Origin of the sequence: Labilithrix sp. (assembly GCA_019637155.1) — a bacterium.
GTDB lineage: Bacteria > Myxococcota_A > Polyangia > Polyangiales > Polyangiaceae > Labilithrix.
Genome location: JAHBWE010000017.1, coordinates 22,139 through 46,134, shown reverse-complemented (window position 1 = coordinate 46,134; position 23,996 = coordinate 22,139). Strand labels below are relative to the sequence as shown.

Here is a 23,996-nt window from a genome sequence, read left to right as displayed (position 1 = left end):
GGGCTGTCTTTCTCCTGAAGCTCCGTGGCTCGGAGCGTGCTGGGGCTCATCGCAAAGGGCCTGCCAATCGATGACTCCCCAAAAAACGCGTCAATTCGCGGTCGCGCTCGGCGAAGAGTGCAGAATCCGCACTCCATCGGCTGCGGGTTCCGCAGTAAGGACGAAGGCATGAAGACGGGTCGGCTGGGCGGCGTCGCGATGGCGGCGCTCGCGGTCGTGGCGCTCGGGGTGACGGTGGCGACCTCGCGCCGCGCGCTCGCGGACGCTTCCGAGCTCGTCGCGCGCGGCGAGAGCGACATCGTCCTCGCGGCGCTCGCGTCGGAGCTCACGGCGGAGGAGGTGCAGCCGCCGAACGCGGAGACGCTGCGCCGCCTCCTCGCCGCTCACGAGGCGGAGGGCCTCCGCTACGTCGCGCTCGTCGATCGCGAGGGCCGACCCGTCGTCGAGGCGGGTCACGCGACGATGCCCTCCGGCCCCGCGCGCCCCGGCGCCGCGACGATCGAGGGGCGCCGCGTCCGCGCGCTCGGGATCGTCCCTCCTCCTCACCCGCCCGCGCTCCCGCACGAGCTCCCGCCGATCGACGCGCATCGCGATCGTTCCCCCATCGACGGCTCGCCTCGCTACGTCGTCGTCCGGCGCATGAACGCGGGGCCGCTCCTCGCGGTGGAGCTCGAGCCGCCGATGATGGTGACGCTCCAGCGCGATCACACCCGCGTCGGCGTCGTCGCCGCGATGGCGAGCGCGATCCTCCTCGCGTTCGCCGTCGCGTGGTCGCGCAGCGCGCGGCGCGTCGCGGCGCTCGAGGCGAGCGCGGCGCGGGCGCAGCGCCTCGTCGCGCTCGGCAGCATGTCGTCGGTGATGGCGCACGAGCTCCGCAACCCGCTCGCGTCGCTCAAGGGCCACGCCCAGCTCCTCGTCGAGGACCTCGCCGAGGCCGAGGCCGCCGAGGGCGCGGACGCGAAGCGGCGCGCGAAGGCGGAGCGCGTCGTCGCGGAGGCGGAGCGCCTCGAGGTGCTCACGACCTCGCTCCTCGACTTCGTCCGCGACGGGCCGATCGAGCGCGCCGCCGTCACGCCCCGCGCGCTCGTCGACCGCGCGCTCGCCGATCTCGACGGCGCGCGCGTGCAGGTCGATCTCGATCGCGCGCCGCCCGCGATCGACGCCGACCTCGACCGCCTCGGCCGCGCGCTCCACAACGTCGTCGACAACGCGCTCAAGGCGAGCGACGCGGAGGTCTCGCTCGTCGCGACACACGAGGACGGCCAGCTCCGCGTCTCGGTGCGCGATCGCGGACCCGGCCTCCCGCCCGGCGAAGAGGCGCGCATCTTCGAGCCGTTCGTGACGACGCGCACGCGCGGGACCGGCCTCGGCCTCGCCGTCGCGCGCCGCATCGCGGAGCAGCACGGTGGTACGCTCGACGGCGCGACGCACCCCGACGGCGGCGCGGTCTTCGACCTCCGGATCCCGGTGCAGGCGTCATGAGCAACGACAAACGTACCGGCCGCGTCCTCGTCGCCGACGACGAAGACGGGATCCGCGAGTTCCTCGCCGAGTCGCTCGAGAAGGACGGCCACGAGATCGTGCAGGCCGCCGACGGCGCCGCCGCGCTCGCCCTCGCGCGGGCGGAGCCGTTCGACGTCGTGCTCACCGACCTCAAGATGCCGCGCCTCGGCGGGATGGAGCTCGTGCGCGCGCTCCGCACCGAGCAGCCGGACGTGGAGCTCGTCGTCCTCACCGCGTTCGGCGACGTCGCGACCGCGGTCGAGGCGATGAAGCTCGGCGTCTTCGACTACCTGCAGAAGCCGGTGTCGAGCCCCGCCGCGGTGCGCGACCTCGTGAGGGGCGCGCTCGCCCGCCGCGCGCAGATGGCCCCGAAGCCGACCTACGAGGTCGTCACGAGCACGCCGCTCACGTACGGCGCGCCGAGCATGACACCGGTCGTCCTCGCGCTCACGAAGGTCGCGAAGAGCGGCGCGACGGTGCTCCTCCAGGGCGAGAGCGGCACGGGGAAGGAGGTCGCGGCGCGGATGATCCACGAGGCGAGCCCGCGCGCGAACGCGCCCTTCGTCGCGATCAACGGCGCCGTCCTCACCGAGTCGCTGCTCGAGAGCGAGCTCTTCGGCCACGAGAAGGGCGCGTTCACCGGCGCGCACGCGCAGCGCCGCGGCCGGATCGAGCTCGCCGACGGCGGCACGTTCTTCCTCGACGAGGTCGGCGAGCTCGCCGCGCCGATCCAGGCGAAGCTCCTCCGCGTCCTCGAGGAGCGCAGCTTCGAGCGCGTCGGCGGCACGCAGAGCATCGAGGTCGACGTCCGCTGGATCGCGGCGACGCACCGCGACCTCCGCGCGATGGTGAAGGAGGGCACCTTCCGCGAGGACCTCTACCACCGGCTCGCGGTGTTCCCGATCCGCCTGCCGCCGCTCCGCGAGCGCCGCGAGGACATCGTCCCGCTCGCGGAGCGCCTCGTGCGCGACCTCGCCGCCGCGGCGGGGCGCGCGGCGCCGGCGATCGATCCCGCGCTCCGCGATCGCCTTCGCGAAGAGGCGTGGCCCGGCAACGTCCGCGAGCTCCGCAACGCGCTCGAGCGCGCGCTGATCCTCGCCGACGGCGACGTGCTCCACCCGGAGCATCTCTGGCTCGACTCGACCGCGACGACGGCGCCGTCGTCCGCCGCGCCGGCGAAGCTCGAGGACATGGAGCGCGACGCGATCGAGCGCACGCTGCGCGAGGTCTCCGGCAACCGCCGCGCGGCCGCGACCAAGCTCGGGATCGGCCTCCGCACGCTGTACGAGAAGCTGAAACGCTACGGCATCAAGTAGCGCTAGAAGAGGTGCTCGATCGCGAGCATCGTGGCGTGCATCTGGTGCTGCACGACGTCGATGCGGAGCGGCGACTCGGTCGCGTGGTTCTGCACGCCGCCGACGGCCTTCGGATCGTCGGTCGCGCCGAGCTTGTCGGCGCGCGGGTGACCGACCTGCCAGCCGAGCAGGTTCGAGAGGCCGCGATGGGTCGTGCAGGCGAGCTTGTCGGCGCGCGGGTCCTTCTTCGCCTTCGCCCAGGCGAGCGCGGAGACGATGCCCTCGTACGCGTAGCCGGTGTTCCGCGGCCGGCCGACGATCCGATGCACGTCGATGATCCAGTCGGCGAGGTCCATCAGCCACTCGCCGTAGGGCGGCGCGTCGGGCGCCTCTCCCATCGCGGACGTCGCGAGCTCGTAGTACGCCATCGACGACCACTGGTAGTAGCCCTTCGTCGTCGCGGAGTCGGCGTTCTTCGCGCGCGCCTGCTCCACGTTCACGCGATGCCCCTCGATCGCAGCGCGCAGAATGACGGGCCGGAGATCGTCGCGGCCGTGGTACTTCATCGCGGTCACGAGTGCGAGGAGCGCTTCGCCGTCCGAATACGGGGAGTGCGCGCCGGCGCCCGCGCCCGTCTCGAACCTGTATTCGCCGGGCCACGTCCCGTCCTTGCGAATCGAGGTCGCGAGGAACCCGACGTACTCGTCGGCGCGCTTCGCCCAGCGCGGTCGCTCGACCTGGTCCGACGCCGGGAGGCTGCGGACGTAATCGAGGACCGCGAGCGTGACGAGCGCGGCGGTGCCGATCGGCGCGCTGCCGGTCGCGCCTCCGTCCGCGCCTCCGTCCTCGCCGGCGGGATACACGGGATAGCGCCAGCCGTCCTGCGTCGTGCGCGAGGCGTCGTCGAAGTAGGCGAGGCCCCGCCCGAGCGCGGCCTCGAGCTCGGGCGACGCCTTGTCCGCGCCCGCGAAGGCGTGGAGCAGGGAGAGCCCCCAGAGCGCGCCCGACTGGCGCGCGGAGTTGTCGTCGTTCGAATACTGCTTCGTCTTCCAGTCGTATTCGTAGTCGAAGTTCCCGGCCGGCTTCTGGTGCGCGATCATGAACTGGGTCCCGATCGCGACCGAGCGCTCCAGCTCCTCCTTCGTCACGCGCGCGCCGCACTCCTCTTCTTCGTTCGCGTCGGACACCTCCGGCTGTCCCCGGAAGCGTGAGCCCACCGCCACGCCGATCGCGAGCGCGATCCCGACGAAGACGATGATCCGCCCGCGGGGAGTCATGGCGCCGGATTGTACCCGCATGCCGGACCACCTCGCACGCGAGCTGATCGAGTAACTTCCGTCACTTACGGCGCGTTCCGAGGCCTCCCACATTGGCATATGAGGTGCTCGTGTCTCTTCCAAGAGGAGATGACGATGAAGACGCTCGCTACGACCCTGGCTCTCGGAACGTTCATGACCTTCATGGCCGGCTGCGCCGGTACCGCCGACGAGCCGAACGCCGCGAGCGAGTCGAACATGACCGGCGCGCCGGAGGCCGCCGTGACCGTCACGACGAAGGAGATCCGATCGGCCAGCCCCGAGTGCCGGGTCGCGATCGACTGGCCGGTCGTCACGACGCCGAACGCGCAAGCGACGGCGGCGATCGCGAAGGTCCTCGCCGAGCCGGTGATCGCGGGCATCTGCGACGGCGCGGACGAAGAGCTGACGCTCGAGCAGGACGGCAGCTACACCGTGGAGCTCAACGAGGCCGGCCTCCTCTCGATCGCGATCGCGGAGAGCCACTTCATGAGCGGCATGAGCTCGATCGGCCACGCGTGGTACGCGCACACCTTCGACGTCGCGACCGGCGCGGAGCTGAAGCTCTCCGACGTCCTGACGGCGGAAGGCTTGAAGGCGGCGGAGGCCGACTGCAACGAGGGGCTCGGCGAGGACTTCTGCGCCGGCCGCTTCGAGACGAGCGAGACGGAGGAGGAGCTCGGCTTCCGCCCGCGCTTCTCGCTCCGCGAGGACGGCCTCGTGATCCTCGCGCGCGTCCCGGAGGAGCACGTCATCCCGTGGAGCAAGCTCCCCGCCTCGTCGCTGAAGCCCGGCCCCGTCGCCGCCTGGCGCGCGGGGAAGTGATCAGCGCGCGAGCCGCCGGATCTCGTTGTCGGCGCTCCAGTAAATGAAGCGCGCGTCGATGCCGAGCTGGGTGAAGGTCGCGCCGTCGCCCTTCCCCTGGCCGGCGGCGAGCGTGACCACGTTGCGTCCGTCCGCGTCGATCCGCTCGAGCGTCCCCGATCGGTTGTTGGGCCAGTAGACGCGCCCCGCCTCGTCGATCACCATGCAGTTCGGGTTCTCCCGGTCGCGCGCGAGGGTCAGCGGGGGCGTCGTGCTCGGCGTGAGCGGCCGGCGGCGAAGCTCACCGGGCGGGCCGCCGCTCAGCGTGAAGAACACGTCCGTCGCCGTGACCGCGACGCCCCACGGCCTCTGCACGCCGTCCTCCGATTCGAAGAGCGCCGCCGCCGTGCCGCCGGCGGCGAAGGGGAGGCGCATGATACGGTTTTTGGCGAAGTCAGCGACATAGACAAAACTGCCGTCTTTGTCGATGTCGAGACAGCCCACCACGCCCTCTCCGCCGCCGACCGCGTCGTGCGTCGTCAGTGTCATCCGGCGGATCCCTTGCGGGTACGTGTAGAAGAGCACGTCGCCGCGGACCGCGAGCTGCCGCACCTCCTCGGAGACCATCTCTCGCGGCTCGCTGCCGTCGGCGGCGTTGACCCGGAACACCTTCTTCGACGTCGCGTTGACGTAATAGAGGAAGGGGCCGTCGACGGTGACGGCGCGGACCAGCTCGGTCGCCGGCAGCGCGAGGACGACCTCCGGCGGACAGAGGCCGCCGTCGCAGCGAGGTTCGACGCCGGCCTCGGGCTCCGTCGTCGTCGTCGGCGGCGGCCTCGACACATCGCCGCCCGCGTCGCTCTCGCTCCGGACGCTCGCGACGCCGGTGAGATCGAGGCCGCACGCCACCGCGAGCGCGCTTGCGCCGCCGACCGCGCCGAACACCATCGCCGATCGTCTCTTCATGAGCCTCGTGCGTCCGCTTCCGAGCGTATCTCGGATACGTTTCGCGCCATGGCACGAATGTCGTTTGGGGCGGTGACGGTCGGGCGGCGTACGGCGGTGGACGCTTGCTCCACGGTGGAGGCGCGCACGGTCGACGGCGCGCGGCTGGTCCTCCTCACCGCCGTGCAGGGGGAGCTCGCGACGCCGGCGCTGGAGGTCGTGAAGGGCACGTTCGCCAAGCTGGCGTGCGCGGACCAAGCCGGCGCCTCGAAGCTCGCGGCGCCGGGGCTTCCGCCGCAGCTCGCGAGCGGCGTGGCGGTCGTCCTCGTCGCCGGCGAGCGCGTGTTCGCCGCCGCGTCGGGCAACGCGCGTTGTTATCGCGAGCGCGCGGGGACGCTGAAGGCGCTCGCCGGCGCGTCCGACGTGATGCCGGGCGACGTCTTCGTCGCCGCGAGCCACCCCGACCTCACGACCGGTCGCGCGTTCCTCGGCGCCGGGACCGTCGCGCCGCCCGACGACACGTTCGACGACACGTTCCACAACGGCGGCCTCGACGACGCGCTCGACGCCGCCCTCGCGGGACACGCGACGCTCCTCTCCGTCGCCGCGGCGGCCGCGCCGAAGTAGCGCCAGCGCGTGGCATCGATGTCGCGATCGCGGCGGTGGCTGATCCTGACGAGCGTCGTCGTCTTCGTCGTCCTCGTCGTGCCGCGTTGGACGGCGGGGGTGGGCGCCGGCGCGTACTTCGACGGAGAGCTCGCGGCGCAGGACGCGCTCGCGCAGACGGTCGTGAAGGGCGTCATGGAGCAGGAGGGGCCCACGGCGTACCAGACCGGCTTCGTCCGCTTCGACGGCCAGTCGACGATCGCGATCCATCAGATGGCGCTCCTCGGCCTCGGGCAGATCGTGCTCGACCACCCCGAGAAGCGCGAAGCGTACCTGCCGGCGATGCGCGCCGCGGCCGATCACCTCGCGGACCCCTCGGTGCTCGTCTACGCCGATCAGGTCTACGCCGCGGAGGGCGACCGAGCGTACGACGAGGGCCGCGCGTACCTCGGCTACACGAACCTCGGCCTCGGCATGCTTCGCATGATCGACCCTGATGGCCCGCACGCGCCGCTCCACGATCGGATCACCGCCGACCTCACGCGCCGGATCGCGGCGTCGAAGCACGGGATGATCGAGACGTACCCGGGCGAGACGTGGCCGCCCGACGTCGCCGCCGTCGTCGGCTCGATCGGCCTTCACGCGCGCGCGACGAAGACGGACCGCTCCGAGCTCCTCGCGCGGTGGGCGGAGACGTTCGAGCGGTGCGCGCTTCACGGTAAGACCGGCCTCCTCTTCCAGCGCATGACGTCGGGGAGCTGCGAGGCGGTCGACGCTCCGCGCGGCTCCGGCACCGCGATCGCGTCGTATTTCCTCTCGTTCGCGACGCCCGTGCTCGCGCGAAGGCTCTACGACGCGCTGGTCGCCGAGCTCTGGGTCGACGTGCTCGGCTTCGGCGGCGTGCGCGAGTATGCGTCGGGGTTCACGGGCGAGGGCGACGTCAACGCGGGCCCGATCCTCTTCGGCGTCTCGGTCGGCGCGACGGGCTTCGCGATCGCGGCGACGAGGACGCACGGCGACCGCGCGCGCTTCCGCGGGCTCTATCGATCGACGAGCCTCTTCGGCGTCCCCACGAGCGTCGACGGCCGCACGGCCTTCGCGGCCGGCGGCGTCCTCGGCAACGCGCTCCTCCTCGCCATGCTCACCGCGAGGCCACTCCGATGAGCCGACGCCACGCCCTCACGCCGCTGACCGCGAGGCCGCCCCGATGAGCCGCCGCCACGTCGGGTGGGCGGTGGTGCTCGCGGGCCTCGTGCTCGCGTACGTGCTGCTCGCGCGGCGGCTCGCCGTGCTCGATCCGATCGCGGAGATGATCCTCGGCCGCGAGGGATCGATCGTCCCGCTCGCGGCGATCGTGCTCGTCCTCCGGTTCGTGCTCATCGTGGTGGCGCCGGCGCTCGTGGCGATGCTCGTCGCCCGCGCCGTCCTCGACGCGCGGGCGCGCTGACGCAGATGAGGCTCTCGTAGGGCGGTCGCGTTTCCTCGGGTACGCTGACGTCGACCATGAGACGAGCGATGACACTCCTGATCGTGAGCTTCGGTCTCCTCGCCTGCCGCGAGCCCGCGCCGCCGCAGGCCGACGCGGTCGATCCGGCGTGCCGCAAGGCCGAAGGCATCTCGCCGGGGACGCGCCTCGCGGCCGCGACCGACGACGCGACCCCTCGCTTCGCGATCAAGGTGCGAGGACCGGGCGAGATCGGCCTCGCCGGCTTCATCAAGAAGCACAGCGTGACGATCATCGATCTCGCGACGAGCCAGGTCGCGGCGCACGCGACGACGGAGGTTTGCCGCGCGAGCTTCGTGACGTTGCCCACGGAGGCGGGCGGCTACGGCGAATACTGCGTCGTCATCGATCCGCTCGAGAAGCAAGGTTACTCCACCTTCGATCTCGGCTTCTCGAGCCAGCCGCACACCGCCGTCGACGCCGGCGTCAGCGATCCCGCCGCGGACCCCTGCGGCGAAGGAGGCTGACCGCGAGCGCGAGGCCGCCGAGCGTACCCTTGCGGCGGCGTGCGCCGAGCGCGGCCGCGAGCGCGAGGCCGCCGAGCGCGGCGAGCGTCGGCTCCGTTCCGTTTCGCCGGCCCGCCGCGCGGCAGCCGCAGCCTTCGTCCGCGGTCCCCGCGGCGCCGTCGGACTCGTCGTCTCCGTCGGCGTCGGGGCGCGGCTTGGTCTCGTTCGCGCCGTCGCCGGTCACGTGGAACGTGAGCTCCGGCATGTCGGGATCGTTCGACGTGACCTTGATCGTCGCGTCGGCGCGGCCGAGCGCGCTCGGGCGGAAGACGACGTCGAGCGCGCGCTCGGACTTGGGCGCGATCTCGATCGGCGCGCTCGGCACCTCGAAGAGCGGGTCGTCGCTCTCGAGCCGCACGACGAGCGGCGCCTCGCCGGTGTTCGTCGCGATCGCGGGGACGCGTCCCTCGGTCCCGACCTTCACGAACGCGCCGTCGGTCTCGCGGACGATGCGGCTCATGTTGGGGAGCGGGATGTGGACCGTCTTGTGCTCGAACACGTACCGCTGCGCCTCGGTCTCGAAGTGCTTCCGCACCTTCACGCTGCTGAAGGTGATCGTCGCGGGTGGGTTGAACTGCATGTCGCCGATGTTCGCGAGCGTCGCGGCGGGCAGCACGTCGAGGTCGCCGCTCGCCGAGAGCTCGCCCTCGATCGTCGCCGGCAGATCGAGGTAGTCGTGATCGCCGGGCGGGAAGGGGAGCTGCACCTTCGAGGTCTCGTGGAGCTCGACGCCGCTCACCATCACCTTCGTCGTCCGGTAGACGACGGTCGGCGAGGCTTGCGCGTGGAGCGAGAGCGTGCCGCGCGTGACGTTGCCGATCACGTCGGCGAGCTGGTCGAGCTGCACCGAGAGGAGCTGCGCGTCGGCGAGCGGCGGCGCGGGGACGGTGACGGAGGCCTTGCCGAACCCCCAGCCCGCGAACGACGCACGCGCGGACGCTTCGTAGTCGAACTTCGCGCCTGGGATCATCTGGACGAGGCGCGTCGCGGGGAAGGTGAAGCCTCGTTCGAATGGGCCGATGTCGACGTAGAGCTCGACCTGCGGCGTGAGCGTGTGCCGCACGGCGAGCGTGCTGTCGGCGGTGCTGCCCGACGCCAGCGTGAGCTCGAGCCGAGAGGAGTCCGGCCACGCAGCGACGACAGTGGCGCTCCGCCCGAGCGACGCGGTGAAGAGATCGTCACTCGCCGCGGTCGCGGTGAGCGCGACGTTCGCGCGGACCTGGAGCCCCTTGTTGCAGTGCTCCCGCCCCTTGTCGCACGACGGCATCCACCCCGTATCGATCTCGGTGCGAAGCGGCTCTTTCCCGTTCAGCACCATCTCCGCATGCCCCGCCGAACACCGCGCCTCCACACAATCCGTTCCAGCCAGAGCAGATCCCTCCACCCCGCACACCCCTCCCCCAACGACAAACGCAACCGTCAACCCATTGAGATAGCTACGCATTTTCTCCTCCGCCCACTCGGTGGGTGCAGGTAGGAGTAGCAGCCACTCGTCGCCCCACAACGAATTTATTTAATTTTAAATAAATTGAGACGCGCCCGCCACGACGATCCACCCACCACCACGGTCGGAGGGGGCGACCGTGCATGTGGAGTCGAGCCACTCGCCGCCGCGCGGTCGGAGGGGAGGGACGCATGACCGTGCATGTGGAGTCGAGCCACTCGCCGCCGCGCGGTCGGAGGGGAGGACGCATGACCGTGCATGTGGAGTCGAGCCACTCGTGGTCGGGAGGAAAGAGACGCATCGCCGCGCGGTCGTCAGGGAGCCTTGTTCCGGGCTGGGCGTGAGGCGCATCCAAACGCGGGAGGTTGGGGGCGCGCGGAAGAGGGCTGGGCGGGGCTGGATGTGGTCGTGATGCGTAGCGAAAAGGCAGATCCTCGCGACGCCGCATACCGAAGGCGTTGCAGCAGGCTGGAGCGTCGTGCGCGCCTAAAGAAAGCTCGTGGACGTCGCGTCGCGCAGTGCCTTGCCGTGTCGTGGGGGCGGCGCCTGATGAGGCCGGGTGTGCCGCTCCGCGTGCGCGCGGGGTCGATGCTATTTCTGCGTGATGGCGTGGCTGCACGATGTCGTCGATCGGCATGCGCGGGAGCGGGCGGATGCGATCGCGCTCGTGTGTGGGCAGGGTGGGGAGCGGATCACGTACCGCGCGCTCGCGGAGAGGACGCGGGGGCTCGCGGGGTGGCTCGCGCGCAGCGACGTGGGGCCCGGCGATCGCGTCGCGGTCGTCGCCGATGCGGCGCCGTGGGTCTTCGAGCTGCTCGTCGCGTGCTCGCGGCGCGGGGCGATCCTCGCGCCGCTCAACCCGCGGTTGCCGAAGCCCGAGCTCGACTCCATCCTCGCCGTCGCCGAGCCGCGCCTCGTCCTCGGCGCCCGGCCCGCCGCCGTGGACGTCGAGCCAAGAACCGAGGCGACCTCGCCGCGGGCGTCCCTCGTCCTCCTGTTCACCTCCGGATCGACCGGGAAACCGAAGGGGGCGCTCCTCACGCACGAGAACCTCCTCGCCAACGCGCGGAGCACGGCGCGGGCGTGGGACCTCTCCGCCGCCGACGTCGCCGTCGCCGACGCGCCGCTCTTCCATACCGGTGGGCTCAACGTGCTCGCGACGCCGCTGCTCGTCCTCGGCGGCACCGTCGTCGTGACGCCTCGCTTCGACGCGCGCGTGTCGCTCGACGCGATGGCGCGTGAAGGCGCGACCGTCGCCTTCGGTGTCCCGCAGATGCTCGAGCGGCTCGCGGCGCTCGGCGCGCCCGACGCCGCGCCGTCGGTGCGGCTCTGGCTCGTCGGCGGCGCGCCGTGCCCCGCGCGCGTCGCCGACGCGTTCGGCGACCGCCTCGTCGTCGGGTTCGGCATGACGGAGTGCGGGCCGAACTGCTTCCGCCCCGTCTCGCTCCCGGCGCGTCGCGACGTCGTCGGCGTCCCCACGTTCGACCTCGAGGCCACGCTCGCCCCCGACGGCGAGCTGCTCCTCCGCGGACCTCACGTCTTCGCCGGTTACTTCCGCGACGACGACGCGACGCGCGCCGCGTTCACCGACGACGGGTGGCTCCGCACCGGCGACGTGCTCGACGCGTCGCCCGACGGCTGGCGCGTCGTCGGGCGAACGAAGGAGCTCTTCATCAGCGGCGGCGAGAACGTCTACCCCGCCGAGGTGGAGCGCGTGCTCGCCGCGCATCCGCAGGTGCTCGCGTGCGCGGTCGTCGGCGTCCCCGACGAGACGTGGGGCGAGGCCGGCGTCGCCTTCGTCGTCGCCGACGACGCCCCGCCCGAGGCGCTCCGCGCGTTCGTGCGCAAGCACCTCGCCGCGTTCAAGGTCCCGCGCGAGGTCCGCCTCGTCGACGAGCTGCCGCGCACGCCGTCGGGGAAGGTCGATCGCCGCGCCCTCGTCGCCCGCGCGACGCGCCGGCCACGTTCGTAGCGCCAAGCCAAGCCGCGCCCGCTTCTTCGCGTGAGCCTGCAGCGGTCGTAGCGGCCGCGCGTGCGCCATGGTACGGCGGCGCCCATGCGCCGCGTGCTCGCCGGAGTCGCCCTCGTCTCGTCCGCCGTCGCTTGCTCGAACGTCGACGTCGATCGGGCCCCCGCCGAGGCCGAAGCCGCCGTCACCGAGCCCGTCTCGATCTGCCCCGCGCCGCGCGCCGGATCGAACACCGGCTACCAGGCGGGCGGACAGACGCGGAGCTTCGAGCTCCTCCTCCCGCCGCCGAGCTTCACCGGGCCGCGGCCGCTCCTCATCGCCTTCCACGGCACCGGCGAGACCGGTCGCTCGTTCGTCCACCGCGCGCGCCTCGCGGAGTGGGCGGCGCGCGGCGTCATCGTCGTCGCGCCCGACGCGGTCGGCAACGGTAGCGTGTGGCCGGTCTGGGACGGCATGCACCTCCCCGGCGCGCCCGCCCTCCCGAACGCGGACCTCGCGCTCGTCGACTCGCTCCGCGCGTGCGTCGGCGCGCACTTCTCCGTCGACGCGGCGCGCGTCTACGCCGGCGGACACTCGGCGGGCGGCATCTTCACGAACCACGTCCTCCGGATGCGCTCGGACGTGTTCGCCGGCGGCGTCGTCGCGTCGGGCGTCTTCGACTTCACCGAGCCCGTCGCCCGCTCGGCGCTCGGCGCGATGACCGTCATCGTCACGTGGGGCGGCGACAACGACGGCTTCGGCGGCTGGGATCCCGTCACCGGCGTCGGCGCGTCCGGCTTCACCTTCGTCGAGCAAGCCGCGATGGCGTCGCAGTACTTCGCGCGCGAGCCGAACGTCGCCCAGGCCTGGTGCCGCGGCGACGATCTCGGTCACGTCTGGCTGCCGATGAACGGCTGGCTCATGGACGTCCTCCTCGCGCGTCCGAAGGGCACGAGCTCCGCGCTCGCGCTGCCGCCCGTCCCCGCGAGCGCGGGATCCACGTGCGCGAGCTCCGCGTTCGCGCTGCCGGCGCCGGTGGCGACGACGTGCGCGCCGGTCGCGCAGGCGGGCTGCAAGGAGATGTGCCAGCTCTTCGCGGACTGCGCGGTCGCGAACAAGAGCGTCGGCACCGCGCTCGCGGGCGAGCTCGACGCGATCGGCCTCGCGCCCGGGAGCTGCGGCGGCTGCACCGCGCGCTGCGACGCCCACGCGACGACGCCCGACGACGACGCCGTGCTCGCGTGCTTCGCGGCGCGGAGCAAGGCGACGACGTGCGGCCCCGGCCTCGCCGGAGGATTGCCCGTCTTTGACGATTTTGCTGCATGCTGCAACCCGCACCCCGGCTCGCAGGTGTGCGCCGACCTCTGCGCCACGTTCGGCGACAGCACGCTCTCCGCGTTCGTCCCGATCTGCCCGCGGACCACGCGGTCGGGCCCGCCGACCGCCGCGCTCTTCGAGTCAGGCCTGCGACCGTGAACATGAAACGACTCGTCGCGGGCGGCATCTTGATCCTCGGCTGCAGCGGTCGGCTCGCGACCGAGTCGAGCGGCCCGGCCGGCTCCTCTTCCGCCGACGCGGCGACCATGCGGCCTCCGCCTCCGCCGCCCTCGTCGTCGGCGTCGATCGACGCGTGCACCGCGCGCGGAGGCCTATGCCTCGGCCCGTACGCCACGCCCGGCGGCCCACCCGCGCGCGCGCCATCGTCCGAGCCGCTCTGCGGCTGGGGAAATACCTGTTGGCTCGTCGTCGACTCGCCGTCGGCCGCCGTCTGCAAGACCGACGTCGACTGCAACGAGGATCCGGCGACGTCGTCGGTCCAGCACAGCTGCTTCGAGGGCATGTGCGTCTGCCGCGCTCCGGCCCACGTGCAGCCGAGCGGCAAGTGCGGGGTGAAGGAGCCGCGCGACTGCGCGGCCGAGAGCGGGACGTGCCGCTCGGGCCCCGCCGAGTGCGAGCCGGGCGAGCATCATGCGTCCCTCTCCGTCGACATGAGCTGCGGCGACTTCCAACCCGCGGTCTGCTGCATCCCGATCTGCAAGACGCCGGTCGATCTCGTCTGCTGCGGCGCGAGCACGACGCCGTACGAGCCGCTCTGCGTGAACGGCTGGCGGACCTGCGAGGGCCTCCAGCCCGCGCTCCGCTCCAAGGGCTGCTTCTGAGCGCCCGCTCGCGCTCTGGACAATCGCCGATCCGGCTCTACGTCGATCGGCATGAGCGACAGGGAGAGGACACGTGAGCGCGATCTCGTGCTCGCGCCGAACGAGTACGCCTTCATCTCGGACGAGACGAAGGGGAACATCAACGTCTATGTCGGGCCGCACAAGACGAGCCTGGCGAACACCGATCAGCCCGTCGTCTTCACCGAGAAGACGAAGCGGTTCGAGCGCGTCACGCTGGAGGAGGCGATCAACGCCTTCGCCGTCGCGCCGGTCGGCTGGTACGTCCTCCTCAAGAACCCCGCCCACGACGGCACCCACCCGAAGACCGGCGCGATCAACAACCTCGTCGAGCTCGAGGTCGGCCGGAAGCGGACGATCGCGGGCCCGGTCTCGTTCGCGCTGTGGCCCGGCCAGCTCGTCCGCGTGATCCAGGGTCACCACCTCCGCTCGAACCAGTACCTCGTCGTGCGGGTCTACGATGAGGACGCGGCCAAGGCGAACTGGGGCAACGCCGTCATCAAGACGCAAGGCACCGAGCCCCCGCCCGCGCCGCCGCTCCCCGACCTCACGATGGGGAACCTGCTCGTCATCCGCGGCACCGACGTCTCGTTCTACATTCCGCCGACCGGCATCGAGGTCGTGCCGGACGACAAAGGCAATTACGTCCGCGACGCGGTCACGCTCGAGCGCCTCGAATATGCCATTTTGCTGGACGAGAACGGCGACAAGAAATTCCTCCGCGGCCCGGCGGTGGTGTTCCCCAGCCCGACGGAGACGTTCGTCGAGCGCGGCGGAGTCCATAAATTCCGCGCGATCGAGCTGAACGAGAACAGCGGAATCTACGTGAAGGTGATCGCGCCGTACTCCGAAGAAGACGGGACGGCGCGGAAGGTCGGTGACGAGCTGTTCATCACCGGCCGCGAACAGATGATTTATTTCCCGCGCCCCGAGCACGCGATCGTCCGTTATGGCGATCAGACGATTCACCACTCCGTCGCGATCCCCGCCGGCGAGGCGCGCTACGTGCTCGACCGCCACGCCGGGCACATCCGGCTCGAGCGCGGGCCGCGGATCTTCCTCCCCGACCCGCGCCGCGAGGTCATCGTCCGCCGCGTCCTCGACCGGCGGCAGGTCGAGCTCTGGTTCCCCGGCAACCAGGCGGCGATCAAGCACAACGAAGGCCTCGCCGCGCTCCGCGACAACGAGCATCGCGACTTCGTCCCCGAGACGAGCACGAAGCGGAACCTGCCCGCCCCGCCGCCGGCGGAGCCCGCCGCCGCGAAGCCCCCCGCGTTCGTGGGCGACGACTTCGAGCGCAACCAGAGCTTCACCCAGCCGCGCACGATCGTGCTCGACACGCGCTACGACGGCGCGGTGTCGATCGCGCCTCACACCGGCTACGCGGTGGAGGTCGTGAGCAAGACCGGCGAGCGCAAGGTCATCGTCTCTCCCGCGACCCACCTCCTCGAATACGACGAGGTCCTCCAGGCGATGGAGCTCTCGACCGGCACGCCGAAGAGCGACGCGAGGGTCGAGCGCACCGTCTATTTGCGTGTGCTCTACAACAAGGTCTCGGACGTCATCGAGGCGGAGACGGCGGACCTCGTCAGCATCCGCGTCCGGCTCTCGTACCGCGTGAACTTCGAGGGCGATCCGAGCCGCTGGTTCTCGGTCGAGAACTACGTGAAGTTCCTCACCGAGCACCTCCGCTCCCTCGTGCGCGCGGCGGTGAAGGCGCACAAGGTCCAGGAGCTCCATCCGCGCGTCGCGCCGCTCGTCCGCGACGTGGTGCTCGGCCAGCCGGGCGAGGGCGGCAAGCGTCCGGGCCGCGTGTTCCAGGAGAACGGGATGCGCGTCTACGACGTCGAGGTGCTCGACGTCACGATCGGGGACGCGAAGATCGCGGCGCTCCTCGTCGAGGCGCAGCACGCGGTCGTCGCCCAGACGCTGACGCTCGAGGGCGAGAAGCGCCGCCTCGAGCTGGTGCGCGAGCGCGAGGCGATCGACCGCGCGATCGCGGAGGTCCAGGCCGCGACGGCGAAGCAGCGGAGCGAGCTCGCGGTCCTTGCGATCGAGGGCGAGCACACCGTCGACGTCGCGCGCATCACGTCGGACGCGGCGCGTTCGCGCGATCGCCTCGCGGCGAAGCGCGCGGAGCAGGAGGCGCTCGACGCGGTCGCGCTGGCGGAGCGCGAGCGGGAGCGCGCGGGGAAGGCGGCGGAGATCGAGGGCCTGCAAGCGGAGCTCGGGCTCGAGCTCCAGCGCATCACCGCGCACGTGCAGGCCGTCAGCGAGAAGGCGAAGGCGGTCTCGCCCGACCTCATCGCCGCGCTCCAGGCGTTCGGCGATCGCGCCCTCGCGGAGCGCATGGCGGAGAGCATGGCGCCGCTCGCGATCCTCGGCGGCGAGAGCGTCCGCGACGTCCTCGCGCGCCTCCTCGCGGGGACGAAGGTGGCCGGCGTGCTCGAGCAGAACGGCGCCGAAGTGCGGTGACGACGGAAAGAGCGCCGGACGCGCGCCTGACGCTACCGCGGCGATTCGGTGGGGGCGCACGTCGAGACGCCGGCGCCGACGATCTTGAAGCCGACCTTGCGCTTCACGATCTCGACGCTGCCGTCGCTCGGGCGGTAACGCGTGACGTCGGAGCCTCCGCCGCCGGCGCGCGGTGGGCCGCCGCCGTTCCCCTCGGAGCTCGTGTAGATGTAGAAGTCGCCGCCGTAGAACGAGAACGCCCACGCGTTGCCGGCGTAGACGTCGGGGAGCTCCTTCGTGCTCAGGATCTCGCCGGTGCCCTTCGAGATCTCCGCGATCTGCGCCGGCGCCGTCACGAAGAAGCCATAGAGCTTGCCTTCGCCCGTCCCGGTGAGCTCGCTCGTCTTTCCTTCGAGCGCGCCGGTGTACGCGCCGACGAACGAGAGCTTCAGCGTCCGCGTGTCGAGCTTGGCGAGGCCGCCGCCGCCGTTGTCGGAGAGGAACAGCACCTCGTTCGATCCGCCCTTCGAGGCGGTGGCGAAGCCCATTCCGAACTTGTGGAAGGTGTCGCTCGTCCCCGGCGGCGCGAAGTCGGTCGGCTCGCACGCCAGATCGCGCGTGTCGACCTTCCAGAGGCTCGCGTCGGTGTGGCGGACCCACGCGATGCCGCGCCGATCGACCGCCATCGACGTCGGCATCGCGCCGCCGGTCGGGCAGTTCACGGTCCCCTTCAAGGTGAAGGCGAGGGTCGGCGGATGGAAGGAGTAGAGGAGCCGCTGCTCGCTGAGCACGAAGACGTCCTTCGTCTCCTCCGCGCACTCGTCCGCGCCGGCGTCCGACGTCCCGAGCCCTCCGCCGTCGCCCGTGCCGAACGAGCGCGGGCGGTCCGACGGCTCCGCGGCAGGCTCCGCGCTCGAGCTGCACGCGGCGATGAACGCGATGAAAGCGAGAGGGATGCGGCGCACGTCGAGCGAGTGTACCGCGTCGTCACCAGAGCGCCCAGTCGCCGTCGAAGGCGCGGTTGTGGAAGGTGAGAGAGACGCCGAGCGCGGCGGCGCCGGAGTCGGCGAGGTTGACGCCGGCGTAGGCGCCGAACGAGACGTGTTGCGTGAACCAGACGCCGGCGGCCAGGCGCGGCTCGAGGAGCCAGCGCGCGGCGACGGACTGCTCGCTCGCGGGCGCTCCCGGACCGGTGATGTCGTGGAAGACGACGCCGATGATGCCGCCGCCGGCGATCTCCGCGCGGAGGTGCGCGCGCCCGAGCGGGACGCGGTATCCGATCGGGATCGCGGCGTGCCAGAGCATGACGTCGATGCCGCGCCCGCCGTCGCGGAGCTGATAGCCGTTCGCGACGAAGGTGTTGGTCCGCGCCGATCCGAAGAGGAAGCCGGTCTCGCCGCCGACGTAGAGCTGGTCGACGAGGTACACCGTGACGCCGCCGTCCGGACCGAAGCCGCTCAGCGTCGGCGCGCCGAGCGCGTCGCCGCGAAAGACGTATCCCTCGTAGCCGCGCGGCCGCCGGCTCTCTTTCGTGTTGTCGTTGAAGCGCGCGCCGCTCGTCGTGAGCTCGCCATAACGGAGCCCGAAGCGCGCGGTGAACGGGGTCACTCGCTCCATCGCCCACGTGGAGCCGTAGCGCCGGCAGGTCGTCTCGCCCACGGTGTCGCCGGTCTCGACGCACGTCTTCCCTCGCGCGTCGGCGCGGCAAGCGCACGTCATGACGGCCGCGGCGACGAGCGCGCCTACGCGGGGACCCATGCGCCTCCGTTCCGAGCGAAGCAGAGCGGCCGCGGCCGGGCGGCGGGCGCGTCGGGATCGATGCGCTCGAGGTCGAAGCAGAGCCTCCGCGCGGCGCCCGCGCGATCGAGGCGTATTCGCTCGCGCGCGTGATCCGCGCCGCCGAGGTGGAGGAGCTCGATCTCTCCGCGCGGATCGGAGAAGGCGACGTCGAACGGCGCGCCGGTGTCGCTGTAGCCGGTGATGACGGTCCTTCGCATGTCGAGCGCCTCCGGGTATCCGCAGCGATTGCCGACATGGAGGTCGACGAGGTCGCCCCCGTCGCGTCGAAAGGGCACGAGCCCGACGTCGAGGCATCCGATCGTCCGAACCGATCCGGCGCCGAGCTCTCGCGCGAGCGACTCCGGGCGGTAGGGTCCGCGCGCGCTCGCGGCGTTGCTGACGAGGAGGAGCGCCCCGAAATGGCACCCCGCCAGCAGCGACGACGCTGCGGCGAGCGCGACGAGCGACGCGCACCGACCCACGCGCCGCGATCGGTGCAACCGCCATTCCGCCGCCAACGACGCGTTTCGACGGCGCCCCGAGCGCCGCCGTGAACCGTCGTTGATGCTCGCGCGCTCGACATCGTTGCAGAACGCAATTCGCGATATCGAAATAGGCTGTGCTCTCTAAAAGCCGCCGAGCGAGGTGCGGGGGCGGATCGTGAGGAGAATACGCCGCTATGGGGCTGGCAAAGACGCGAGCGTCGCGGCCAGTCGTGAGAGGCCGTCCGCGTTCTCGACGCGACGACGAAGCGACTCCGGGATCGCGCGGACCCCGTTGAACGCGCCGGAGATGCCGCCCGCGATGCACGCGATGCTGTCGGAGTCGCCGTCGGTGTTGGCGGCCGTGAGGACCGTCTTCTCGAAATCGAACGGCGATCGCCAGAAGCACCAGAGCGCGGAGGCGACGGCCTCCTCCGCGACCCACGCCTCTCCGAGGCCGTCAGCCGCGAGCGCGACCTCCGGCGGCGCGTCGAGGAGCGCGGGCACCTTCGAGAGGCACGCCGCGAAGTCGTGCGACCGCGGCCAGCACTCCTTCATGAGCGCCTCGTGCATCTCGACCGGCGTTCGCTCGTCCACCGCCAGCGCGACGAGGAGCGCCGCCGCGGCCGCACCTTCGACGCCCGCGTCGTGGCGATGGGTGAGCACCGCCGAAGCGCGCGCGACCTCCAGGAGGCGGTCGTGATCGTTCCACCAGCGAAGCCCGATCGGCGCGACGCGCATCGCGCTGCCACATCCTTTCGAGTCGGCGACGCCAGCCTCGCGCCAAGGGACGCCCCGCGCGAGCGCGTCGCAGCCCGTCATGCACGCGTTCCCGGGAGCGCGATCGTTGTCGCTCGCACGACTCCAGGCGACGAAGCGGCGCCCCATCTCCTCCATGAGCTCGTCGAGCGACGCGTCGCCCGCCGCGACGACGGCCTCGGCCACCGCGATCGTCATCTGCGTGTCGTCGCTGTACGTCCCGAGCGGATGGGCGCGCCCCATGATCGCCGGTCGCGCCGGCCATCGCGGATCGTGGAGGGCGACGAAGTCGGTCAGCCCCGCGCTCCCGAACGACGAGAGGATCTGCTCGCGCCTCCGAAACTCGGCCGGAAACCCGAGCGCGTCGCCGACGGCGAGACCGAGCATGCAACCAGCGAAGGCGTCCTCTCGCGATATGGCACTCATCGGAACAGCAACAGTAGTATCGGCCGAGAGATGACTCTACTCCGACTCGCGAGTGCATCCGAGGGGCGGGCGGTCCTCGCGGCGGAGGACGACTTCACGCGCGCGTTGGGCGGCTTCGATCGCTCCTTCAGGATGCGGACGAGCGCACCGGTCGACGACGCGGAGCTCCGGCGATTCCTCGGCGAGCAGGCGCTGGAGTTCACGCGCGAGGAGGCCGCGGCGTGGGAGGAGGCGCTCGCCGCGGTCGCGCGAGGTGCGCGCGGGCTCGGCGGCGTGCTCCCGCGGGAGGTGCTCGTCGTGAAGACGACGGGACGAGAAGAGCGCGACCACGCCTACACGCGGTCGAACGCGATCGTCCTGCCCGCCGCGCGCGTGAGAGCCCTCCGCGGCGAGCGCGCGATCCGGCTCCTTGCTCATGAGCTCTTCCACGTCGCTTCTCGTGCGTCGCCGGCGCTCCGCGACGCGGCGTACGCGCTCCTCGGCTTCGTGCGCGTCGGACCGATCTCGTCGCCGCCGGAGCTGGATGACCGGAGGTTGACGAACCCCGACGCGCACGAGCTCGGGCACTACTTGCGGCTCGGGGAGCGCGCGGTCGTGCCGCTCCTCACCAGCCCGCTGCCGCTCGCGGACGTCGTCGAACGAACGTCGATGCACGACGTCGTCCGCGTGACGCTGCTCGAGATCGATCCGAACGACGCGACGGTGGTCCGCGAGGGAGACGGCGCGCCGGTGCTGATCGAGGCGCGCGCGACGGACTGGGCCCGCCGAATCGGGCGAAACACGGCGTACACGATTCACCCGGAGGAGGTCCTCGCCGACAACCTCGCGCTCCTCGTCCGGCGCCGCCTCGGCGCCTCGGCTGCGCCCGCCGATCCCGCCTTCCTCGCCGCGTTCGAGGAGACGCTCGTCGCCCACGCGCGGTGACCCTGCGATGCTGCGGCGCAACATTCGTAAATGCTGAACATTACGCACGTATGCAACTTCTGCTGAAGTGCTATTGCTGCACTGCCGCAAACGATCTAGGAGGGCGTCGCGCACGAACCGCGCGAAGGAGCCGCCATGCAGTCGACCGCCCAGTCCTCCACCTCGTCGTTGCCCGTCGCCGACCCGACCGCGCTCGGTCTCTTCGGCCTCGCGATCGGATGCGCGTCGCTGTTGCCCGTCGCGTTCGGAGTGCAGGCTGCGCTCACGCCCGAGGCGCTCCGCACGTGCGCGTGGTTCTGCCTCTTCTTCGGGGCTGGCTGCCAGTTCCTCGCCGGCCTGATGAGCTTCGCGAACAAGAACATGCTCGGCGGGACGCTCCTCACGACGTTCTCGTTCAACTGGGTGATGAACTGGTGGTCGCTCTCCGAGCTCGCGCAGGGTCGCGTCCCGTCGAGCGCCGTCATCCTCGCGGTGGACGTTTGCTTCCTGATGATCTTCGTGGTCATGACGTACGCGTTTGGCTTCTTCTCGAGGCTCCTCTTCGTCTTCCTGCTCGACATCGACGCCCTCTACGTCCTGCGGATCGCGCGCGAGCTGACGCACGCGAACACCCTCGCTCTGCCGATCGCGCTCGCGACCGTCGCGCTGATGGCGCTCGCCCTCTACATCGCCTTCTCGCTCGTGCTGACGAACGCAGCAGGCCGCGCGCTCCTGCCGATCGGAGCGCCGCTGTTCCAGGCGGGCGCGCTCTCCGCCGCGCCGTCCCGCACGTCCGAGCCGTCGGCCATGGGCGCCGACCAGACGCAGCCGATCCGCGCCCTGGCCGCCTGACGACCGAGCGGCGGAGAGCAAGAGGCGTAGACTCAGGGGGTGGGTCTGCCGTCTCCGGAGCTCGAGCGACACGTCCGGATGGTCTCGGTCGCCCCGCACTTGCGCGTCGCGGTCGGGCGCCTGCCGCAGCCCGTTCGGATCGACGCTACGTTGCCCGACGACGTCGCCGCGATTCCGCTCGGCGCGCGTCAGGTCCTGAAGCTCGCCCTCGAGGGCGTGCGCCTTCGGTTCGGGGAGGTCACGACGGCGCCGCCGCCGTGCGCGGTCGCGATGACGCTCGCGGTCGGAGAGAAGCGGCTCGCGCTCGACGCGTCCGACCTCGCGGGCGGAATGCGCGCGCTCCTCACGCGCATGCTCGGTGCCCTCTTCGATCCGAGCGACGTCACCCATCTCCTCGAGAGCCTGGCGTTCCAGTCGTCCAGCCTCACGACGCTTCGTCAGATCACGGCGCGGATGCTCGCCTCGACCGACCTCGACGAGGCGCTCTATCTCATGCTCGCGGGGCTCACGTCGGGCTACGGCCTCTCCTTCGATCGCGCCGCGCTCTTCATGTGGGACGCAGCGAAGCGCGGCTTCGTCGGGACCAAGGCGATCGGGCCCTACGACGACGCCGAGGCGCACCGCATCTGGGAGGCGATCGAGCTCGAGGGGATGACGATCGAGCGCCTCATCGACGACTACGCCGATCGGCGCTTCGACACTCGTTTCCAGCAGCGCGTTCAGACGATGATGCTCGTCGCCGGCACCGGCGACGATGAAGTGGGGCTCGCGCTTCGAGAGGGAGGCGAGGACCTGTTCTTCGACCGCCCGACCCCCATGAACCCCGAGCTCGTGCGGCTCGACGCGTCGGGCGAGATGGTGCTCGGCGCGGTGCGCACGCGCGGCGAGCTCCTCGGGCTCATCTTCGCGGACAACTGCTACTCGAAGGAGCGCATCACGAGGGACCAGCTCGAGCACGTGCGTCTCTACGTCGATCAGATCGCGCTCGTCTGGGAGAACCTCTCGCTGCTCGCGCGCGTCGCGGAGCACGCGCGCACCGATCCGCTCACGGGCATCCTCAATCGTCGCGAGCTCGAGATCCGGTTCGAGCAGGAACGCTCCCGCTCGGCGCGGTCCGGCGCGAGCCTCTCGCTCGTCCTCATCGACGTGGACTTCTTCAAGAGCACCAACGACACGCGCGGGCACGAGGCGGGAGACGACGTCCTGCGGCGGCTCGGACAGCTCCTCGGCGCGTCGGTCCGCACGCACGACGTCCTCGCTCGCTACGGCGGCGACGAGTTCGTGGCGCTCTTGCCCGACGTCAACGTCGACCAGCTCGCCGCCGCCGCTCGACGCATCGGCGGCGCGGCGCGCGCCGTCGACATCTCGCTCTCGATCGGCGGCGCGACGTGGCCAGAGAGCTGCGCCACGCGACGGCCTGTTCGCGGCCGCGGACCAGCAACTCTACCTCGCGAAGAAGGACGGCCGCGGCTGCGCGTACGTGCACGGTCTACGCACCGACTACGACGACGCGGAGTGACGACTCCGTCGCCTCGGGCTTCGGCGCGATGTCGGGTCGTTCAGAGATCGGGCAAGGTCCAATCGATCGGCTTCAGGCCCTTCGATTCGAGGAAGGCGTTTGCTTTGGAGAAATGGCGGCAACCGAAGAATCCGCTCTGAGCCGAGAGCGGCGAGGGATGCGCGGCTTTCAGCACCAGGTGGCGCGACGCATCGACGAAGGAGGCTTTGCGCTGCGCGTAGGACCCCCAGAGCATGAACACGACGGGCTCCGGCCTCTCATTCACGAGCCGGACGATCGCGTCGGTGAAGCGCTCCCAGCCTTTGCCTTGGTGCGAAGCGGCGCGGCCCATCTCGACGGTGAGCACGCTGTTGAGCAGGAGCACTCCCTGTTTCGCCCAATGCTCCAGGAACCCATGGCGGGGGCACTCGATGCCGAGATCGGTCTCCAGCTCGCGGTAGATGTTCTCGAGGCTCGGCGGCAAGCGGACGCCGTGCCGAACCGAGAAGCACAGACCGTGCGCCTGCCCCGCGCCGTGATAGGGATCCTGGCCGAGGACGACGACGCGCACCTGTTCGAGCGGCGTCAAATCGAGCGCGCGAAAATATTCGCTTCCCTTGGGGAAGATCCGCGCGCCGCGCGCCTTCTCGGCCAGCAGGAAGCGCTTCAGCTCGGCCATGTAGGGCGCGCCGAGCTCGCCCGCCAAAGGGACCTTCCAGCTCTCGTCCAACCTGATCGCCTCGGTCATCTTTTCGCGATCACTAACGCATGCCCTCAGCCTCGCCAACCCTCGGCGCCGCCGCGCTCGGCGACGAG

At 71.3% G+C, this 23,996-nt stretch carries 22 protein-coding genes; 14 read left to right on the top strand and 8 right to left on the bottom strand.

The window, feature by feature from the left end; all coding sequences use genetic code 11:
* The first annotated feature begins 168 nt into the window (after nucleotides 1–168).
* Together KF837_32285 and KF837_32280 are read left to right on the top strand one after the other, a co-directional pair.
* Nucleotides 169–1,482 carry a HAMP domain-containing histidine kinase gene (locus tag KF837_32285; protein ID MBX3232050.1) on the top strand — a complete coding sequence of 438 codons (1,314 nt, stop codon included), beginning with the start codon at nucleotides 169–171 and terminating at the stop codon, nucleotides 1,480–1,482.
* Entirely contained in the window at nucleotides 1,479–2,819 is a 1,341-nt protein-coding gene (locus KF837_32280; protein ID MBX3232049.1) for a sigma-54-dependent Fis family transcriptional regulator, read from the top strand. Before KF837_32285 ends, KF837_32280 begins: the two co-directional genes overlap by 4 nt.
* A gap of 2 nt (nucleotides 2,820–2,821) precedes the next feature.
* Here the strand turns inward: KF837_32280 and KF837_32275 are convergent, their stop codons facing one another.
* Nucleotides 2,822–4,075 carry a hypothetical protein gene (locus KF837_32275; protein ID MBX3232048.1) on the bottom strand — a complete coding sequence of 418 codons (1,254 nt, stop codon included), beginning with the start codon at nucleotides 4,073–4,075 and terminating at the stop codon, nucleotides 2,822–2,824.
* Between the two features lie 135 nt (nucleotides 4,076–4,210).
* Between KF837_32275 and KF837_32270 the strand changes: the two genes are divergently transcribed.
* Nucleotides 4,211–4,918, top strand: a complete 708-nt coding sequence (locus KF837_32270) for a hypothetical protein (protein MBX3232047.1) — start codon at nucleotides 4,211–4,213, stop codon at nucleotides 4,916–4,918.
* Here the strand turns inward: KF837_32270 and KF837_32265 are convergent, their stop codons facing one another.
* Nucleotides 4,919–5,863 (bottom strand): hypothetical protein, encoded by a 945-nt coding sequence (locus KF837_32265; protein MBX3232046.1) that lies wholly within the window; start codon nucleotides 5,861–5,863, stop codon nucleotides 4,919–4,921.
* Nucleotides 5,864–5,911: 48 nt separating this feature from the next.
* Here KF837_32265 and KF837_32260 point away from each other — a divergent pair, with 48 nt between their 5' ends.
* The 4 genes from KF837_32260 to KF837_32245 all read left to right on the top strand — a co-directional run bounded on the left by KF837_32260 (nucleotide 5,912) and on the right by KF837_32245 (nucleotide 8,419).
* A complete protein-coding gene (locus KF837_32260) occupies nucleotides 5,912–6,469 on the top strand; it encodes a hypothetical protein (protein ID MBX3232045.1) in 558 nt (185 codons plus the stop codon).
* Between the two features lie 9 nt (nucleotides 6,470–6,478).
* The gene (locus KF837_32255; GenBank protein MBX3232044.1) at nucleotides 6,479–7,612 is read left to right on the top strand and encodes a hypothetical protein; all 1,134 of its coding nucleotides are present in this window, start codon (nucleotides 6,479–6,481) and stop codon (nucleotides 7,610–7,612) included.
* Between the two features lie 43 nt (nucleotides 7,613–7,655).
* Entirely contained in the window at nucleotides 7,656–7,895 is a 240-nt protein-coding gene (locus tag KF837_32250) for a hypothetical protein (GenBank protein MBX3232043.1), read from the top strand.
* A gap of 68 nt (nucleotides 7,896–7,963) precedes the next feature.
* Nucleotides 7,964–8,419 carry a hypothetical protein gene (locus tag KF837_32245; GenBank protein ID MBX3232042.1) on the top strand — a complete coding sequence of 152 codons (456 nt, stop codon included), beginning with the start codon at nucleotides 7,964–7,966 and terminating at the stop codon, nucleotides 8,417–8,419.
* Here KF837_32245 and KF837_32240 read toward each other — a convergent pair.
* The gene (locus KF837_32240) at nucleotides 8,379–9,776 is read right to left on the bottom strand and encodes a hypothetical protein (protein ID MBX3232041.1); all 1,398 of its coding nucleotides are present in this window, start codon (nucleotides 9,774–9,776) and stop codon (nucleotides 8,379–8,381) included. The genes KF837_32245 and KF837_32240 overlap by 41 nt on opposite strands.
* Nucleotides 9,777–10,506: 730 nt before the next feature.
* On the opposite strand from KF837_32240, the gene KF837_32235 reads away from it, so the two are divergent.
* The 4 genes from KF837_32235 (at nucleotide 10,507) to KF837_32220 (ending at nucleotide 16,502) form a co-directional block, all read left to right on the top strand.
* Complete coding sequence (locus tag KF837_32235; protein ID MBX3232040.1) at nucleotides 10,507–11,874, top strand: AMP-binding protein; 1,368 nt, start codon at nucleotides 10,507–10,509, stop codon at nucleotides 11,872–11,874.
* 84 nt (nucleotides 11,875–11,958) lie between these two features.
* Entirely contained in the window at nucleotides 11,959–13,326 is a 1,368-nt protein-coding gene (locus KF837_32230; GenBank protein ID MBX3232039.1) for a prolyl oligopeptidase family serine peptidase, read from the top strand.
* 2 nt (nucleotides 13,327–13,328) lie between these two features.
* Nucleotides 13,329–14,009: a hypothetical protein gene (locus KF837_32225; GenBank protein MBX3232038.1), complete on the top strand. Its 681-nt coding sequence runs from the start codon at nucleotides 13,329–13,331 to the stop codon at nucleotides 14,007–14,009.
* A gap of 51 nt (nucleotides 14,010–14,060) precedes the next feature.
* On the top strand, nucleotides 14,061–16,502 hold the full coding sequence (locus KF837_32220; GenBank protein MBX3232037.1) for a hypothetical protein: 2,442 nt from the start codon (nucleotides 14,061–14,063) through the stop codon (nucleotides 16,500–16,502).
* Nucleotides 16,503–16,534: 32 nt separating this feature from the next.
* On the opposite strand, the gene KF837_32215 is transcribed toward KF837_32220, so the two are convergent.
* The 4 genes from KF837_32215 to KF837_32200 all read right to left on the bottom strand — a co-directional run bounded on the left by KF837_32215 (nucleotide 16,535) and on the right by KF837_32200 (nucleotide 19,888).
* A complete protein-coding gene (locus KF837_32215) occupies nucleotides 16,535–17,446 on the bottom strand; it encodes a hypothetical protein (GenBank protein MBX3232036.1) in 912 nt (303 codons plus the stop codon).
* Between the two features lie 22 nt (nucleotides 17,447–17,468).
* Nucleotides 17,469–18,239 carry a hypothetical protein gene (locus KF837_32210; protein MBX3232035.1) on the bottom strand — a complete coding sequence of 257 codons (771 nt, stop codon included), beginning with the start codon at nucleotides 18,237–18,239 and terminating at the stop codon, nucleotides 17,469–17,471.
* Complete coding sequence (locus KF837_32205; GenBank protein MBX3232034.1) at nucleotides 18,224–18,742, bottom strand: hypothetical protein; 519 nt, start codon at nucleotides 18,740–18,742, stop codon at nucleotides 18,224–18,226. Before KF837_32205 ends, KF837_32210 begins: the two co-directional genes overlap by 16 nt.
* A 195-nt stretch (nucleotides 18,743–18,937) precedes the next feature.
* Entirely contained in the window at nucleotides 18,938–19,888 is a 951-nt protein-coding gene (locus KF837_32200) for an ADP-ribosylglycohydrolase family protein (protein ID MBX3232033.1), read from the bottom strand.
* Nucleotides 19,889–19,957: 69 nt separating this feature from the next.
* Between KF837_32200 and KF837_32195 the strand changes: the two genes are divergently transcribed.
* From KF837_32195 to KF837_32185, 3 genes are all read left to right on the top strand, one after another.
* A complete protein-coding gene (locus KF837_32195) occupies nucleotides 19,958–20,851 on the top strand; it encodes a hypothetical protein (protein ID MBX3232032.1) in 894 nt (297 codons plus the stop codon).
* Between the two features lie 135 nt (nucleotides 20,852–20,986).
* Complete coding sequence (locus KF837_32190; GenBank protein MBX3232031.1) at nucleotides 20,987–21,682, top strand: hypothetical protein; 696 nt, start codon at nucleotides 20,987–20,989, stop codon at nucleotides 21,680–21,682.
* Between the two features lie 39 nt (nucleotides 21,683–21,721).
* Nucleotides 21,722–23,341, top strand: a complete 1,620-nt coding sequence (locus KF837_32185) for a GGDEF domain-containing protein (protein ID MBX3232030.1) — start codon at nucleotides 21,722–21,724, stop codon at nucleotides 23,339–23,341.
* On the opposite strand, the gene ung is transcribed toward KF837_32185, so the two are convergent.
* A complete protein-coding gene (ung, locus tag KF837_32180; protein ID MBX3232029.1) occupies nucleotides 23,242–23,928 on the bottom strand; it encodes a uracil-DNA glycosylase in 687 nt (228 codons plus the stop codon). The genes KF837_32185 and ung overlap by 100 nt on opposite strands.
* Nucleotides 23,929–23,996: the final 68 nt, after the last annotated feature.